The organism is Actinomyces sp. Marseille-P3109 (assembly GCF_900323545.1).
In the GTDB taxonomy this organism is placed as follows: Bacteria; Actinomycetota; Actinomycetes; order Actinomycetales; family Actinomycetaceae; genus Actinomyces.
Genome location: NZ_OOHN01000008.1, coordinates 1,975,552 through 1,992,054, shown reverse-complemented (window position 1 = coordinate 1,992,054; position 16,503 = coordinate 1,975,552). Strand labels below are relative to the sequence as shown.

At 67.4% G+C, this 16,503-nt stretch carries 14 protein-coding genes; 2 read left to right on the top strand and 12 right to left on the bottom strand.

Going from position 1 to position 16,503, the window contains the following annotated elements; all coding sequences use genetic code 11:
* Window positions 1-19 precede the first annotated feature (19 nt).
* Window positions 20-460 (bottom strand): hypothetical protein, encoded by a 441-nt coding sequence (locus tag BQ8008_RS08670; protein WP_108833663.1) that lies wholly within the window; start codon window positions 458-460, stop codon window positions 20-22.
* 246 nt (window positions 461-706) lie between these two features.
* Here BQ8008_RS08670 and BQ8008_RS13720 point away from each other — a divergent pair, with 246 nt between their 5' ends.
* Entirely contained in the window at window positions 707-964 is a 258-nt protein-coding gene (locus BQ8008_RS13720; protein ID WP_234415310.1) for a hypothetical protein, read from the top strand.
* Window positions 965-2,301: 1,337 nt separating this feature from the next.
* Here BQ8008_RS13720 and BQ8008_RS08650 read toward each other — a convergent pair.
* The 4 genes from BQ8008_RS08650 to BQ8008_RS08635 form a co-directional block, all read right to left on the bottom strand.
* A complete protein-coding gene (locus BQ8008_RS08650; protein WP_108833661.1) occupies window positions 2,302-3,402 on the bottom strand; it encodes a 1,4-dihydroxy-2-naphthoyl-CoA synthase in 1,101 nt (366 codons plus the stop codon).
* Window positions 3,403-3,465: 63 nt separating this feature from the next.
* The gene (locus BQ8008_RS08645; RefSeq protein WP_108833660.1) at window positions 3,466-4,137 is read right to left on the bottom strand and encodes a response regulator; all 672 of its coding nucleotides are present in this window, start codon (window positions 4,135-4,137) and stop codon (window positions 3,466-3,468) included.
* The gene (locus BQ8008_RS13715) at window positions 4,130-4,909 is read right to left on the bottom strand and encodes a sensor histidine kinase (protein WP_234415309.1); all 780 of its coding nucleotides are present in this window, start codon (window positions 4,907-4,909) and stop codon (window positions 4,130-4,132) included. Before BQ8008_RS13715 ends, BQ8008_RS08645 begins: the two co-directional genes overlap by 8 nt.
* Before the next feature lie 552 nt (window positions 4,910-5,461).
* Complete coding sequence (locus BQ8008_RS08635) at window positions 5,462-5,680, bottom strand: hypothetical protein (protein WP_108833658.1); 219 nt, start codon at window positions 5,678-5,680, stop codon at window positions 5,462-5,464.
* 196 nt (window positions 5,681-5,876) lie between these two features.
* On the opposite strand from BQ8008_RS08635, the gene BQ8008_RS08630 reads away from it, so the two are divergent.
* Window positions 5,877-7,220 (top strand): arginine deiminase, encoded by a 1,344-nt coding sequence (locus BQ8008_RS08630; RefSeq protein WP_108833657.1) that lies wholly within the window; start codon window positions 5,877-5,879, stop codon window positions 7,218-7,220.
* Window positions 7,221-7,251: 31 nt separating this feature from the next.
* Here BQ8008_RS08630 and BQ8008_RS08625 read toward each other — a convergent pair whose 3' ends face one another.
* The 7 genes from BQ8008_RS08625 to gnpA form a co-directional block, all read right to left on the bottom strand.
* Window positions 7,252-8,505, bottom strand: a complete 1,254-nt coding sequence (locus BQ8008_RS08625) for a galactokinase family protein (RefSeq protein ID WP_108833656.1) — start codon at window positions 8,503-8,505, stop codon at window positions 7,252-7,254.
* Entirely contained in the window at window positions 8,502-9,332 is an 831-nt protein-coding gene (locus BQ8008_RS08620) for a nucleotidyltransferase family protein (RefSeq protein ID WP_108833655.1), read from the bottom strand. Before BQ8008_RS08620 ends, BQ8008_RS08625 begins: the two co-directional genes overlap by 4 nt.
* 24 nt (window positions 9,333-9,356) lie before the next feature.
* Window positions 9,357-10,910: a phosphoglucomutase/phosphomannomutase family protein gene (locus BQ8008_RS08615; protein ID WP_234415308.1), complete on the bottom strand. Its 1,554-nt coding sequence runs from the start codon at window positions 10,908-10,910 to the stop codon at window positions 9,357-9,359.
* Complete coding sequence (locus BQ8008_RS08610) at window positions 10,907-11,788, bottom strand: carbohydrate ABC transporter permease (protein WP_108833654.1); 882 nt, start codon at window positions 11,786-11,788, stop codon at window positions 10,907-10,909. The genes BQ8008_RS08615 and BQ8008_RS08610 overlap by 4 nt, the downstream gene beginning before the upstream one ends.
* Entirely contained in the window at window positions 11,785-12,753 is a 969-nt protein-coding gene (locus BQ8008_RS08605; protein ID WP_108833653.1) for a carbohydrate ABC transporter permease, read from the bottom strand. The genes BQ8008_RS08610 and BQ8008_RS08605 overlap by 4 nt, the downstream gene beginning before the upstream one ends.
* Before the next feature lie 42 nt (window positions 12,754-12,795).
* On the bottom strand, window positions 12,796-14,088 hold the full coding sequence (locus BQ8008_RS08600) for an extracellular solute-binding protein (protein ID WP_108833652.1): 1,293 nt from the start codon (window positions 14,086-14,088) through the stop codon (window positions 12,796-12,798).
* Window positions 14,089-14,210: 122 nt separating this feature from the next.
* Window positions 14,211-16,421, bottom strand: coding sequence for a 1,3-beta-galactosyl-N-acetylhexosamine phosphorylase (gene gnpA, locus BQ8008_RS08595; RefSeq protein ID WP_108833651.1), 2,211 nt, complete (start codon window positions 16,419-16,421; stop codon window positions 14,211-14,213).
* Between the last annotated feature and the right edge of the window lie 82 nt (window positions 16,422-16,503).

Sequence of the window (16,503 nt, the reverse complement as noted above, 5' to 3'; positions counted from 1 at the left end):
GGTAAGCGGGTCTACCGGTTCAGTTGCCGCCGCCCTGCTCGGAGCCGCCGGTGGAGCCACCACCCTGCTGGCTGTCGGCGCTGCTGTCGGCACCACCCTGGTGGCCCTCGGGGTTGTCGCCCTGAACGGAGCCGGAGCCTCCCTGGCTGCCAGAGCCACCCTGACTGTCGGAACCGCCCTGGGTGTCCGCGCTGCTGTCGGAGCCGCCCTGCTGGCTGTCACCACCGGGCTTCGCGGAGCCCTCGCCCGCGCCGCCCGTGCTGCCGGCACCATCAGACACCTTGCTGTCAGCGCCGGGGGTGGCGGAGCCACCGTCGCTGGTTTTGCCGGCCGTCTTCTCGGTGGCGGGGGTGGTCGAGTCGCTCGAGCCGGAGCCGGAGCAGGCGGCCAGACCGAGTCCGGCGGTGACGATGAGGAGTGAGGCGGCGAGGGTCTTGGCACGTGTAGCGGTGGATCGCATGAGTTCTCCTTATGCGGTTGCTGGTGCAGTGTCAGTACGAGCCAGTGCGGGATGTCCCGCACATGCGGATCCGGAGTCGCCGTCGTCCGTGTTGTTCACGGAAGTTTCATGTGGGAGTCCGACGGCGCCCGTCGTGAGTGACGATCGTCATAGACGGCTATGTGTTGTTCGGCAATCCCCGTTGCCGATGGCTCCGAACCTCTTTCGAGACTAGCAACAACAAACGGACCGAAAGGATGAATTATCGTGACAACCATCTCTAGCCTGGTGGTCATCGGACTGCTAGGAGGGTTCATCGCGGGTATCTCCCCGTGCGTTCTGCCCGTACTCCCCGTCGTCCTCCTCTCCGCGGGAGCGCAGGGCGCACGCGGTGACGCCGAGGAGTCCGGAGGCGGCCTCGCCTCCCGCTTTCATCCTTACCTCGAGGTAGGCGTCCTTGTGGTCAGTTTCACGGTGTTCATGCTGCTGGGGACGACCCTGCTGGGCCTGCTCCACCTGCCGTAGTACCTCATCCGGCGTATCGGCATCGTCATGCTCGCTCTCATCGGCGTGGGCCTGCTGCTGCCGAGGGGGATGGAGGTTTTGGGACGTTTCTTCGCGCGCTTCCATGTGTCGGCAGCTCGAGGAATCCCTCGAACGGGTTCCTGCTCGGCCTAGTGTTGCGGGCGGCCGGCGTACCCTGCGCCGGCCCGGTCCTCACAGCCGTCGCTGTGGCGGGTGCCGCTGGATGAATCGGTGCTGACACGATGGTGCTGGGGTCGTTGATCGCGTCGTCGAAGGGGTGTGCTTGGTCGTTCTGGCAGCACCCAGCGCATACTGCACGAGGGTGGGGTGCTACTGGCCGGCAGGTGGGGGCACTCTACGAAGGTCGGGGTCTCGTGCAGTATGGACAACCCCTGGTCAGTACAACCCCATCCTCGTGCAGTAGCCGACCTGAAGGGGTCCCGGCAGTGGGATCGAGTCTCGGTCACGTCTCGCGCCCCCGGCGGCCCACCCTGCCGGCGTCTCAGAAGCCATGACACCCGCACGTCTCAGAAGCGAGGAGATGCGACGCCGCTCTCCAACGCCGTCTGCCCGGCTCCTCTCCAGGTCCGCACCGACCGCCTCCTTCACAGCGACTCCTTCTCGGGGCCGCCAGCCCGGGCCACCACGTTTGGAGACTGCGGGTTGCTTCCCCGTCCTCGACGGCACAGTCTCCTGGCTCAACACGCCCGGCAATGAGCCCTGCTCCAGAGGGATCGCGCCGGCAAGGTCGCCCCGGTCGACTTCTTCGCATGCTCCTTCATCAACTGCCGGCGCTCGGTGCCCGGTATCGAGAAGCTGTGCCGGGCCTCCGGCCTCGCGCGGGGCGCCTTGTCCAAGGGGTGGCGCGGGTGCCTGGCTGGTGACCCTGGCCAGGTGCCGAGCCATCGACCGGGTCCGTTCCTCCCAGTCCTCCCGGGGTTGGGAGAGGCGGGACAGGCACATCATGTGTGATGCAGCTAACAAGAAAGTCGCCTTCGGGGGTCTGGCCTCGGTACTGACGAATGTCAGTGCCTGTGGGGCGATCGTCCGTCCTGCCGCGGTTTCCCAAGCATTCGTCCCTAGGCTTGGGGAATCGCGAACAGCTCCCGTCATGGTGAGAAAAAAATGGTGAGTGCTTTTTCTCTTATGGCATAGAAAATGCTGGGAACTCTTGTCCCGCTATTCGCCCTATCCGTTGTGGCGCTCACCTGGATTCGGCTTTTCGAGGCCATCTCCAGCATGAGGAATCCGGTCCCATGGTTGATGTCCGGTCTTGGCGCCTGCGGTGACTGGTGGTCATCGCGAACCGGGGACGAAGAATGGATGTCGTCTCTGCATCAGAAGTAGTAAGGGAAAGGCGACCAGTCGGGGGTACGGCGTTGGAGGAATGCGTCGCGCCCCTCGACCGCCTCATCGGTCATGTAGGCCAGGCGCGTGGCCTCGCCTGCGAACACCTGCTGGCCGGCCAGGCCGTCGTCGGCCAGGTTGAAGGCGAGCTTGAGCATGCGGATGGCCTGCGGGGACTTGCCCGCCACCGTGGCCGCGTACTCCAGGGCCCGCTCCTCGAGCTCGGCGTGGGGGACCGCCTCGTTGACGACCCCCCAGCGCTCGGCGGTGACGGCGTCGTAGGTGCGGGCCAGGAAGAAGATCTCGCGGGCACGCTTGTCCCCGACCTGGCGGGCCAGGAGCGCTGAGCCGTAGCCGGCGTCGAAGCTGCCGACGTCTGCGTCGGTCTGCTTGAAGCGCGCGTGCTCGATGGAGGCCAGGGACAGGTCGCATACGACGTTGAGGCTGTGTCCGCCGCCTGCCGCCCAGCCCGGCACGGCGGCGATGACGGCCTTGGGCATGGTGCGGATGAGGCGCTGGACCTCCAGGATGTGGAGGCGCCCGGCCCTTGCGGTGTCGAGCCGGGCCTGGGCGGCTGCGACGTCGGCCTCGTGGCTGTAGGTTCCGGCATCCGCATCGCCAGTGGTCGTAGCCGGCGCGTCGGGGGCATCGGGCGCCTGGTCCCGCTCGTAGCGGTAGCCGTCCCGGCCGCGGATGCGCTGGTCGCCTCCGGAGGAGAAGGCCCAGCCGCCGTCGCGTGGGGAGGGGCCGTTGCCGGTGAGGATGACGGCGCCGACGTCGCCGCTCATGCGCGCGTGGTCCAGGACCCGGTAGAGCTCGTCGACGGTCCGGGGGCGGAAGGCATTGCGTACCTCGGGGCGATTGAAGGCCACCCGGACCACCGGCAGGTCCGTGAGCCAGGTTCCGTTCTCATCGCGGACACAGCCCCGGTGGTAGGTGACGTCCGTGAGGGCTTCCGCCCGGGGTGCCTCGGCGGCCTGAGTGCTGGACCCGGTGTGGTCGAAGCCGGGCACCTCACGCCAGCGAGCGGGGTCGAAGATCTCTGAGACGTGGCGCGGCAGCGGGTGGGCCGGGGTGGGAGTGGCGTTCATGGCCCCAGCGTAGGGTGTGGGATTCCTCCGCCCCAGGCCACCGGTGCTGACCGCCGCGGCATTCTAGTTCCCCAGGGCGGCGGCGATGAGCTCGGTGCGCGAGGTGTGGCCGAGGCGGTGGAGGACCTCGGAGACGTAGATGCGCACGGTGTTCTCCGAGATGCCGAGCTTCCGGGCGATGCGCCGGTTGGTCAGGCCCTCCAGGAGACAGGTGTAGACCTCCTGGAGCCGAGGCGGCAGCTCATTGACCAGCTCCTGGATGCGGGCCTCCGCGGAGGCCCGTTTCTGCTCGGACTGATAGGCGTTGACGAGCATCTTCGTGGGGCGCGAGGACATGACCGGCTCGCCGCGGCTGGCGCGCAGCAGGGCGGCGGCGACGTTCTCCGTGCTCTCATCCTTGGTGATGAATCCGTTGACTCCCTCGGCCAGCGCGTCGGTGAGCATCTCGTCGCGGCTGAAGACGGTGAACATGACAATGGGCATCCTGGGGAAGCGTTCATAGATCGCTCTGGCGGTCTGGGCGCCGTCCATGTCCGGCATGTCGCTGTCCAGCAGGACGACGTCGATGGGCTGCTGCCCGGTCATGAGCAGACTGATGGCCTGCCGTCCGCCGGAGGCGGCGGCAACGACGGTAATGGCCCGCTGCGAATCGAGCTGCTCGGCGAAGGTGGTGCGGATCAGAGGATCGTCATCGACGATGAGAACTCGCAGGGAACGCAGGGTGTGATTAGGCATAAGCGACTCCGTCCGGCGATGACATGATGGATCTCGCACTGGTAGCTGGTATGGCGGCCTCACTCCAGGGGAGACTGGCGAGAACGGTCCAGGAGGTTCCAATCCGGTTGGAGCTCAGCGACCCTCCGGCGTTCTCGAACCGGTCCTGGAGCGCCAGTAAACCGTACCCTCCGCGCATCTCCTCGGGGACCTTTTGCTCCCGCCAGGGCGAGCTGCAGCTGATGAAGAGGGTGTCCTGCTCCTGCTCCACGAAGAGAGAGACCAGATCGCGCGGGGAGTTGTACTTGAGGGCGTTGAGGGTGTTCTCGCGGATGAAGGCGACCAGGAGCCGGCCGAGCTCGGAGCGGTGCAGCGCCGGGATTCTCTCGATGCCGTCCAGGTCCGCGTCCAGGATGATCTCGCGCTGCGCCAGCGTGGAGGCGCTGGAGTCGACGATCTCCTGGAGGGTGGGCTCCTCCTTGGGAGGTCCCTTGGAGATGGCGAGGTTATGGATGAGCAGGCGCAGGTGGGCGAGGGCCTGCTGGGTGCGGTCCTGGAGGTCGAGCATGCGGTCGCGGTCGTCGCCGTTGGGGAGCCTGATGGAGCGGGAGATGATGAGCATGCGGGTGAGGTCGGCGGCCAGGTCATCGTGGAGGCTGTCGGCGATGTCGCGCCGCAGCTGCTGAATGAGCTCGGCGGCGACCTCCTTGGAACGTTCCGCCTCCCGTTGCATCTTCTCGAGACGCTCTCTGGCGTCACGGATGAGGATGCTGATGGATGAACAAACCAGCACAGCGAAAAATACGGTAAGAGCGGTGAAAAGTGGTTTGTATCCAGCCGAAACTTGTGCGATATATAGTATAGGGAACTGAATGAGGGCTAATTTTGTGCGCTTAGAGATGAGGAGGTCGATGATAATAACAAAAACAAGACACCAGCTCCACCCTGGCTGCAATATGGGGTGTGTGAAGCTGATTAGTAGTATCGTCGAAAAAGCAAGTGCTCCGACGCTTCGTTTTTTCGAGGCGCAATACGCGAAAAAAGCGGAGAGTTGAAGAGATTCTGTGACCAAAAAAGATCGATCGATATAGTTAGTTAAGATAACTAAATCCAAAGAAAGTATCGGCAGTGCAGCCGATAAAAGAATAGCTATTCTCAGGTGCGGTAAGAACTTACTGAATCGCACCCAGATTGTGTAGAATAAACTATTACTCTGCATCCTGTGATAAAATAATATGATGTTGCCGAGGGGCTAGTGCGTGAATGTTGAGTGACATGGATGCCGACACCTCTGGGCTTACCTGCCTGTGATGGCGGGCAAACACAGAGCGTGTCGACAGCTACGTCACCAGTTGCGCCACGCCTTTCCCCACGGTTCGTAGCAGACTGCTTGGTTGATGAGGCACCAGCCCGGGTACATCTTGGCTCTGCGGAACTTCGCTGGCGAGTCGTCCTGGTTCACAGGGACGCTGGCCGGCGCTGCGCTGGCCGGTACTGCGCTGGCCGGTGCGGCGAGGCCCGCCAGGAGGAGGGCGACAAGAGAGAGGCGGACGGCGGTTTTCATCAGGGGAACTCCTGTCTAGGAAGAGGTGTCTAAGGGCAATTTATCCTACCATTCTCGTGGTTTACGACAAGTATGCATCGTTGATGCCTTTGTTGATTCGTTGCTCAACAAAAGTCGTTGAAGATGTGAGTGACTGTTCCATGGGCCGCTCGGCAGGGAGGCGGGCGAATCATCCACCTCCCGCTACCCTGTCATCATGACGCAGACCGGCGAGACCGCCAGCCGCCCCTTCATCCCCGTAGCCGATGGCGGGGGACGAGTCGACTCCGAGACCGGCGCTCTACGCGAGGTGATCGTCCACCGCCCCGGCGGGGAGATCGCCCGCCTGACCCCCATCAACGCCGACTCCCTACTCTTCGACGACGCCCTCAACATCCCCCGGGCGCAGGCCGAGCACGACGCCTTCACCGCGATCCTTCGCTCCGAAGGCGTCGTCGTCCACGACTTCCGTGAGCTGTTCACCGAGGTCCTGGCCGTGCCCGAGGCCCGCAGCCTGGTGCTGGACGAGGCGGTCGGCCCCGACGTCGTCGGCGTCTCGGCCTCCGAGCTCCTCATCGACTACTTCCAGTCCCTGCCTGACGCCGAGCTCGCCGAGGCGCTCCTGGCAGGCATCACCCGCACCGAGCTGCGCGAGCGACTCAGCTCGGCCGACGGACGCGACCTGTTCTCCTCCACCTACCTGTCCACCCTGGAGGGACAGTTCGTCGTCACCCCCCTGCCCAACCTGCTCTTCACCCGCGACACCTCCGCCTGGCTCTACGGCGGGGTCTCGGTCAACTCCATGGCCCTGGAGCCCCGCCGGCGCGAGGCCGTCGGCTACGAGGCCGTCTACCGCTACCACCCCGCCTTCGCCCCCCGCCTGGCCGAGCTCGGCGGCTCCCCCGACCCGGCCGCCCGCCTGTGGCGCGAGCAGGGGCGGGTATCAGCGGCCTCCACCATCGAGGGCGGCGACTTCCAGATCCTGGGCAACCGGACCCTCGTCATGGGACTCACCCACCGTTCCACCGCCGCCGGCGTGGAGCGCCTGGCCTCCCAGCTCTTCGAGGCCGGCGTGGCCGACCGGGTCATCGGCGTCCACATGCCCGACGCCGCTTTCTATACCCAGCTCGAGGCCGTCATGCACCTGGACACCCTCATGACCAAGGTCAGCCCCGACACCTACCTGCGCTTCCCCGGTTTCACGGAGGTCACCACCGTGGAGATCGAGCCCGGAGCAGCGGGCCGGGCCCTCAAGGTGACGGTCCACGACGGCTCCGAGATGGACGCGGTCCTGGCGCGCGCCGCCGGCATCGACTCCTTCCGCGTTATCAGCCCCGGCGCCTCCGACGAGGCCGAGGCCCTGCGTGAGCTCGCCCGCGACTCCTGCAACGTCGTCGCCCTGGCTCCCAGGCGGGTCATCGGCTACGCCCACAACCAGCGCGCCAACGACGCCCTGCGCAAGGCCGGCATCGAGGTCGTCGAGACCCCCGGCGTCGAGCTCGTGCGCGGACGCGGCGGCTCGCACTGCATGACCTGCCCCGTCACCCGCGACGCGGTGTGAACGCGGCCGCCGATCAAAGTACTCAGAGCACTCAGAGCAGCCGGCAGGCCCCCGACCCCGGCCTGGTCACGATCGCGGCGGCCTGCTCGGCCTTCTGCTCGCGGTCCCGATAGGCCTGGAGCCACTGGGAGGCGAAGTCCTGGGCATCATCGGCCGGAACGAGGGCGTACACCGACCCGCCCCACCCGGCACCGAAGGAGGAGGCGCCGATGGCCCCCATGTCACGGGCCAGGGACACCATGAGCCGGGTCTGCGGTACCTGGTTGCGCAGCCCCCGGTCGGCCAGCTCCTGGGAGCGCTGGAGGACCTCGCCGACGCCGGGATCGGCCGCGGCGATCAGCCGGGCGCCGGCCGGCACCAGCACGAGGGACTCGATGAGGAACTGCTCGATCCTCTCCTGCTCGTAGCCGGGCTCGCACAGCTCCAGCAGGTCCCGCAGCGCGGGGTCTCCGGCCGCCTGATCGCCGGTGGCGTCCCCGACCAGGTGCCTGACCGCGCCGGCCAGGGATGCGTCGGCGCGTCCAGTGGCCTTGTTCCATCTGGCCAGTACCGACTGGACGGTACTCGGCCCGCGGTTGTAGTCCTCCAGGGCCGCGCCGGTCTTGTGCGCCAGCACCCCGCTCACTGCGATGACGAAGGCCCACTGCGAGGGGAAGGAGAGGCTCCGGTCGATGCGCATCGGGTCGAAGCCGGCCAGGAGCAGCCGGTCCTGGACGCCGCACAGCATGCCCGTGTGGTCCTCGCTGCCGCCGCGGGTGCCCACCCCGCTGGTCGCCGGCAGGTCGCGCCAGCTCCGCCCGCCCTCCACGGCGGCGAGGTATCCGGCCAGGGACAGCCGGTCGGGCATCGCCTCGATCCATCGGGGATCCCGGTCCCAGCCGTTGAGGGAGGCCAGGGCCAGGGCCGTGGCGCACACGAGCGCGGAGGACGAGCTCATCCCGGAGGCCGGTGGCAGGTCCGAGGAGATGGACAGGTGGGCCGCCACTCCGGCCCCGAAGTTGAGGGTGAGGCGGTCCAGCACCGTCTGGAGGTAGCGCCCCCAGTGGCCCGGCTCCAGACCGGGATCCACCCCGGCACGCAGGGTGATGGGATCGCCACCGCCAGTGGTGGCGGTCAGGGACGACTGCGGTCCTTCGACGCGGCGCGCACGCGCCGTGATCGCCCGGTCGACGGCACCGACCAGGACCGAGCCGCCGGCGTAGTCGGTGTGCTTGCCCAGGACCTCGATGCGACCGGGTACCCTCCACTCGACCTCCTCGGGGCTCCGACTCGCTTCCTGGCTCATAGGGACACCTCCGCCTCAGCCAGGCGTGCCTCGACCTCGCCGATGTCCTCGCGGCGCGACAGGTCCAGGACCGCCCCGGTGGCGGGCAGGACCGACACCGGGCTGTGCAGAGCGCGCACGGCGTCGACGATCTCCAGCTCGCCGCGCGGCGAGGGGGTGATCCGGCGGCAGGCGGTGAAGATCTCAGCCGTGAAGCCGAAGGCGTTCATCGACACCAGGGCGTGGGCGCCTGCGTCCTGGACGGCCTGGGGGGAGGGTTTCTCGACGATCTCCTCCAGCAGTCCGTCGCGGGCGCGCACGAGCGCGAAGGCGGCGATCCGCTCCGCGGGGATGTTGGAGTCGGCCACGAGCGCGGCGCGGTCGAAGCCGGCCAGGGCGTTGCCCCGGTGGCGGGCCAGGTCGCGCAGCGCCCGGCGGGGGTAGTAGTTGTCCCCGTTGACCATGAGGAAGGGCTCCCCGTCCACGGCCGACTCGGCGGACAGCACGGCGTCGGCCGTTCCCAGGGGCTCGGTTTGGACGGCCAGGTCGATCGTGAGCCGCTTGAGCTCCAAGGAGTCGATGTGACGGCGGAAGTCCTCGTGCTCGGGTCCGACGACCAGGACGGCCCGCTCGATCCCGGCATCGGCCAGGGCCGCCAGGCCGTAGTCGATGAGCCGGTGCCCGCCGATGGGCATGAGGGCCTTGTATCCGCTGGCGGCGGCAGCGGCCTGCTGGGAGGTCAGGCCGGAGCCGGCCGAGCCCTCCGCCCGCATGCGGGTCCCCAGGCCCCGGGCCAGGATGACGGCGGTGCGGGTCCGGTCCGCTGCGTCAGTCATCGCGTCAGTCATGTGGATCCTCTCCTCCTGCTCGTCTCAGGCGTTCAGGCCGTAGTGGCTCGCGACGACGGCCGCGATCGAGCGGGCCTCGTCACCGGTGGGCATCTCGGCGAAGACCCGCAGGAGCGGCTCGGTGCCCGAGAAGCGGATCGTCACCCAGCCGCCGCCTGTGAAGTAGACCTTGCAGCCGTCGTCCCAGGAGACGCGCTCCACGTCATGAGCGAAGGCGGGAAGATCATGGGCGCAGAAAATGCGCTCCTCCAGCTCGGCGCGCCGCTCGGAGGTGAAGCCGTAGGCGCCCTCGACCATGACGAGCTCGCCGTACCTGGCCACGATATCGGCGTAGAGCTCGGAGAGCTTCTTGCCCGAGGCCGCCACCGCCTCGACCAGCAGGGAGCCGGCGTAGACCCCGTCCTTGCCGGGGATGTGACCGCGCACGGTCAGACCGCCGGAGGACTCGCCTCCGATGACGGCGCCGGTCTCGGCCATCTTGGCGCTGATCCACTTGAAGCCGACGGGCACCTCGTAGCAGACCTGCCCGTGGGCGGCCGCGACCCGGTCCAGCAGGTGGGTGGTGGACATGTTGCGCACGGCCGGGCCCGTCCACCCCTTTCGGGTCAGTAGGTAGTCGTAGAGCAGGACCAGGACCTGGTTGGGGGTGAGGTAGGCGCCGGTGTCGTCGATGATGCCCAGACGGTCCGCGTCACCGTCGGTGGCGATGCCCAGGTCTGCGCCGGACTCGACGACGGCGTTGCGCAAGGTGGTCACGGTTCCCTCGGTGGGTGAGGGCATGCGGCCCCCGAACAGCGGGTCGTGGCGGTCGTGGATGACGTCCACCTGGCAGCGGGCGGTCAGCAGGATCGTCTGCAGGCTCGTCTCGGAGACCCCGAACATCGGGTCCAGCACGATGTGCATGTGGGCGTGGCGGATGGTCTCGGTGTCGAGCTTGTCGATGATCGCGTCCAGGTACCAGTTGATGGAGCGCTGGATGGTGACGAGCTCGCAGGAGCGGGCCTCATGGGGCTCGACGCTGCGCACGTCCGCATCCGTCAGGAGTCCCAGGGAGGCGGCGAGCTCGTCGGTGAACTCCAGATCGGCGTCACGGCCACCGGGCAGGAAGATCTTGATGCCGTTGTACAGGGCCGGGTTGTGGGAGGCGGTCACGGCCATCCCGTAGGCGGCCTTGAGACGACGCACGGTCCACATGGTGGTAGGTGTGGGGGAGGGGCGGTCGATGAGGGTGACCTGGATACCGTTTCCGACGAGCACCTCGACGGCCCACCAGGCTGCGGTGTCCGACAGGAAGCGGCGGTCGTAGCCGATGACGACGCCCTGCTCGGCCGTGTCCTCAGCGAGGATGCGGTTGGCCAGCCCCTGGGTCAGGAGCCTGACGTGGGCGCGGGTGAACTCATCGCCGATCACGGCTCTCCAGCCGCCGGTGCCGAAGTGGATCATGGTTGTTCCTCTGGTGAGGCGCCGTTGCCCGGGACGGGGCGGCGGGACGGCCAGGACGATGACCAGGACCGCGATCGTCAGGACCCGCGTGGGGATCGACGGACGCAGCGAACGAGGGGTGTCGGTGGGCTTCACTTGTCGATCCTGTTCTGCACCAGGGCGTAGAGGGCGGCCAGGCCGGACTGCCAGAAGCGCTGCAGGCCCAGGAACAGCACGATCAAGGGGATGACACCCAGAAGGGCTCCTTGGAGGAGCGCACCGTACTGGGGGTTGAAGTAGGACGACATCCCATAGAGCCCCAGGGTGACGGGCTTGAGCGAGGCGGAGTTGATCGTCATCAGGGGCAGGAAGAAGTTGTTCCAGGTCGCCACGAAGATGAACAGGAAGATGGTCACCATCGCCGGGGCGAGCAGCCGCAGGACGATCGTGAAGAAGATGCGGATCTCGCCGGCCCCGTCGATGCGGGCCGAGTCGATGATCTCGTTGGGCACCGAGGAATCGGCGTAGACGCGGCCCAGGAAGACCCCGAAGGGGCTGACCGAGCACGGAAGGATGACCGACCAGATGGTGTTGGTGAGGTTCACGGCGTCGAGGACCAGGTACAGGGGGATGGTCAGCAGGGCGATGGGCATGAGGAGACCGGAGAGGATGGCGACCTGCACGGCGCCCCGACCGGCGAACTCGAACTTCGCCAGGCCGTAGCCCGCGGCGACCGATAGAAGCGTTCCCAGCACCCCGGCGAGGGTCGAGTAGAGCAGGGAGTTGAGGATCCAGCGCCAGAAGAGTCCCTGGGTCCAGCTCATCAGCGCGGTGTAGTTGGCGGAGAAGCTGTTGCGCTGGGAGAACCACCACCCGGAGGTGGTCAGCAGATCGGAGTTGGACTTGGTGGAGGAGACGATGAGCCAGTAGACCGGGCCGAGCATGTAGGCCAGGACGATGACCAGGACCGCGATCGTCAGGACCCGCGTGGGGATCGACGGACGCAGCGAACGAGGGGTGTCGGTGGGCTTCACTTGTCGATCCTGTTCTGCACCAGGGCGTAGAGGGCGGCCAGGACGCCGGCCACCAGGGCGATGAGGACGGAGACCGCGGACGCCGGGCCCGAGCCGGATGGTGAGAGCGCGCCGGTCATCGAGTTGTAGGCCATCATCATCGGGGTGTAGTCCAGCCCCATCCACTGGTTCTGGTTGTACAGAACGGTGGGCTCGTTGAACAGCTGCACGGTTCCGATGATGGACAGCAGCACCGCCAGCAGGGAGGCGGAGCGGACCATGGGGATCTTGATGCGCCGGACGATCTGCCACCCGGTGGCGCCGTCGATGCGGGCCGCCTCGTAGAGCTCGTGGGGAACGGACTGGAGCGCCGCCAGGAAGATGAGCATGTTGTAACCGGTGAAGGTCCACGTCGTGATGTTCGCCATCGACCACAGGATGATGTTCCTGCCGAAGAAGTCCACGTTGAGCCCCACGAGTCCCAGCAGCTCGTTGATCGGGGAGAAGCTGGGGTTGTACATGTAGAGCCACACGATCGCGGCCACGATCCCGGGGATCGCGTAGGGCAGGAAGAAGCCCAGGCGGAAGACCGTCACCCGCTTGACCAGGAGGGAGTCGAGCACCAGCGCCAGGGCGAGCGCCGCCACGATCATGACCGGGACCTGGACGACGCCGAACAGCAGGACCCGCCCCATTCCCTTCCAGAAGGCGGGCTGCCCCGCGGCCTGGGCGTAGTTGTCCAGGCCGACGAAGGTGCTGACCTTGTCCCCGCCGCCATAAAGGTCTCCGCCCGCGGCGACGTCCCGGAAGAAGGATCGGTAGACCGACACCACGATCGGAATGAGGAAGACGACCGCGAACATGGTCATGAACGGTGCCACGAACCCGATACCCGCCCGGGCCTGCCTGCGCTTGCGCAGCGAGGTGGTGCGGATGGCCGGGGAGCGCCCCACCGTCGTTGTCGTCGTGCTCGTCGTCGTGCTCATGGTGTTCTCACTTCGATCGTGGTGCCGGTAGCTGCCTACTGCCTATTCGGCGACGGGCAGGTTGGCGTCCTTCAGGGAGCTGACAGAGCTCTTCTGGGCCGCCTGGAAGATGTCATCGACCTTGCCGGTTCCCTTCCCGGCCGCCTCGGCGGCCTGGGTCATGGGGTCCGCCAGGGAGGGCCAGGTCGGCATGAAGCCGAACTTGGAGTTCACGGTCGCGTTGGCCTTGGTGAACTCGGCGTAGACGTCCTGGCCTCCGAAGAAGGTGGAGATGGACTCCGGGGTCTTCACCGGTGCCTTCGCGGTCAGGACCAGTCCCTGGGTGGCCAGGTCGTCGACCTGCGTGTTGAACCAGTCGTTGAAGGCCATGGCCCCCTCAGGGTTGGAGCAGCCCTTGAGGACGGCCACACCGGAACCGCCGTCGGGACCGGACATGGGCGTGTCACCGAAGGCGGGAAGCTGGGCGACCGCCCAGGAGCCGGCGTTGGGGGAGTCCTTCATCGTGTCGGCCAGGAGCGCGCCCTCCCAGGCGGCGCCGATGGTGCCGATGAGCTGCTGGTCGACCAGCGCCTTGCCGAAGGCGTCGTCCCAGCGGTTGGCCACGAGGGCCGTCTTGGAGTCCAGGACGCCCTGCCAGAAGGTGGAGACCTTGGCTGTCTCCGGGCTGGTGACGTTGACCTTCCACTTGTCGTTGTCGGCGGTGAACCACTGGGCGCCGGCCGCGGCCGACTGTCCCGCCAGGGTGTTGGGGGCCTCATCGGGCTCGAAGGCCAGCGCGTACTTGCCCTGGGCCGCCGCCTTCTGGGCGACGTCGGCCAGCTCGGCGCTCGTGGTGGGCACGCTCAGCCCAAGCTGGTCGAAGGCGGCCTTGTTGTAGAAGTAGACCAGCGGGCCGGAGTCCTGCGGCAGGCCGACGGTGGTCTTGCCGACGGTCATCAGCGACATGGACCCCTCGGAGAAGTGGCTCTTGTACTTCTCCGCCTCACTGGACACATCGGCCAGCAGGCCGGAGGAGTAGAGCTTGGGGATCTCGGCGTAGCCGACCTGCGCCAGGCACGGGGCGGTCCCGGCCTTGACGTCGTTCTCCAGCTTGACGTTCATGTCCGGGGCCTTGCCGTCGAACTTGGTGGCCTCGACCTTCATGTCAGGGTGCTCGGCGTTCCACCGGGCCACGATGTCATTGACCTTCGTCATGCCCTCACCGTCGGGAAGGCGGTGCAGGTAGCGGATCACGCCGTCGGATCCTGACGCACCGGATGAGCCGGTCGTGGCCGAGCAGCCTGAGGCGAGCAGCGCGAGGGCGAGCATCGAGGCGGCCAGTGCATGTTTCTTCATGGGATTGTCCTTCTTCGTCATTGAAAAGGGGACCGGCGGGTGCCGGAGGGGTGGGGCGGTCACAGGACGGTGACATGACGCTGTCAACGCGCATCCGCCTGCAGAACATGGAACGGGGTCGCTCACTGCGCTGGAGCGGTGAGCCACTGATACCCTCCTTCCTCCAGACGCACCGTCCGGGGGCCCTGAGGCGTCGGAACCGTCGTCGTGACGGGTTCTGGCGCGTTGTTGATGACGAGGGTGGTGCGCCCATCGGGGTAGGCGGCCACCTCCACCCTGGGGTCGAGGGCCGCCCAGCGGGAGAAGTCCTCCTCCTGGCCGGCGGCCCAGAAGACGGCCCGGTGCAGGATGCGGGAGTTCTGGGCGCAGTAGGGCAGCCCCGTGGCGTACACCGCTCTGCCCCGGCCCAGCTCATTGACCGCGAGGCGGACCTGGCCGTCTGCGGCGTCGAGCACCCGGGTGGTGGGGCTGGTGACGATGACGTCGGGGGTGCCCTCGCCGTCGTCGAAGCCGCCGGTCAGGTCCTGGCTGATGAAGTGCTCCTGCACGTCAGGACGGGGCCGGCGGGTGCTCAGTCCCCAGCCGATCTCACGGTCGACGCCCAGGACGTCGGCGAGCTGGAAGGTGACCCCGTGGGCGGGGTGGGCGCTGGGAGCTCCTACCCCGATGAGGCCGCCGCCTGCGGCGACGAAGGAGCTGACCGCGGCGACCAGGTCCGCCTCCGCCCACTGCTCGCCTCCGGAGAAGGCGGTGCCCTCGGCCCCCGCGCAGATGAGGACCTTCACGTCCTGGGGGATGCCTGCGCGCACGTCGTCGAAGGAGAGGAACTCCACGTCCAGGGGCAGGCCCGACAGCGCCTCCAGGACCCCCAGGTAGGTGTAGGCCTGGCGGTACCACAGCGCGTGCGCCACCATGTGCGACATCCAGGAGCGCAGGCGGCCCCACGAGTTGATGACGGCGACCTTGAAACCGGGGGTCAGCGGCCGGCGGCCTCCGGAGCGCTCGTGGATGGAGCGGAACTCCGCGATGATCTGCTCGATGCGGTCAATGAAGTCGGGGTGCTCGACGGCCAGGGACAGGTAGCCGCCGTAGCCGATCCGGTCCAGGGGGGAGCGCACGATGGCGCGGCGGGCCTCCAGCCAGCTGCGGTTCGCCTCGGTGACGGGGTCACCGCCCGGATGGAAGACGTCGGGGAAGAAGTAGGGCAGGAACCGGCCCTCGGTGTACCGGACATGGGGGATGTCGGCGATCATCCTGCAGGTCGCCCCCGAGCCCACAGAGCCGACGACGGCGTCGATTCCGGTCGTGGCGAAGTACTTCCCGTAGGGCTCGGCGCCGATCCAGTTGTCCCCCAGGAACATCATCGCCTCCTTGCCCCGGGCGTGCACGGCCTCGGTCAGCTCGCGTACCCGGGAGGAGACGAATCGCTGCTGGAAGTCGATCCAGTCGCGGAAGGCGCGGGTGGGAACCCGGAAGGGGGAGTTGTAGTACCCGGCGTCGACGAAGTCCTCGGCGGTGAGACGGTAGCCGTACTCCTCCTCGAAGGCCTCCAGGGCGGGGACGCTCACCGAGGCGGAGTAGCCGAACCAGTCGACGTAGCGCTCGGTGGCGTCGGAGCCGTAGACGAGGGTGAAGTGGTAGAAGAAGGTGGTGAAGCGGACCACGTCCACCTCGGGATGCTCGGCGAGCCAGGTACTCAGGTGGGAGCGCACGTGAGCCCATGTGGCCGTATGGCGCACGTCGAAGGGCTTCTCCCTCGCACGCGAGGGGTCGTCGGCCCAGCCGTTGGTGAGGTAGTTGTACATCTGGGTCGGATCCCAGATCTGGGTCGCCAGGAAGCTGACGGTGTAGACGTGTCCGGCGAGCGCGTCGTGCACGGTGACCGTGCGTCCGTCGGCCCCGATGCTCCAAGCCTGCGCTGGCAGCTCCTGGCCGGTGGTGCGGTCGTGGGCCTGCCACCAGCGCGAGACGTCGCAGCCGGTGTCCGGTTGGACCTGATCGGCGAACCAGGAGGCCAGCAGGTCGATGCTCACAGGGCCGTCGGCGGTGGCGGTGACCCGGTCGGACATGAGGAAGATCCTGGTGGCCTCCTCGGGGTGAGCGTCCGCCCAGGCGTTGTCCCCACGTCCGACGAAGTAGGTGGAGTAGACCTTGGTGGCCAGCTCCGAGACGATGCCGGGCAGCTCGGTGCCGTCGGAGTTCCGCACGGCGTCGGCGCCCAGACGGGCGACGAGGGCCCGGATGTCCTCGTCCATGCCGGTCTGGATCGGCAGGGTGAGACGTCCCCCCTCCTGGGCGGGGACCTGCGGCGCGGGCTGGGTCTGGAGAGACATCAGCGCTCCTTCGAGCTGAATAGTCTGAACTCCGAACAAAATACAGCACGCGCTGCCCGCCTGCTACTGGCGAGGTGGTCGA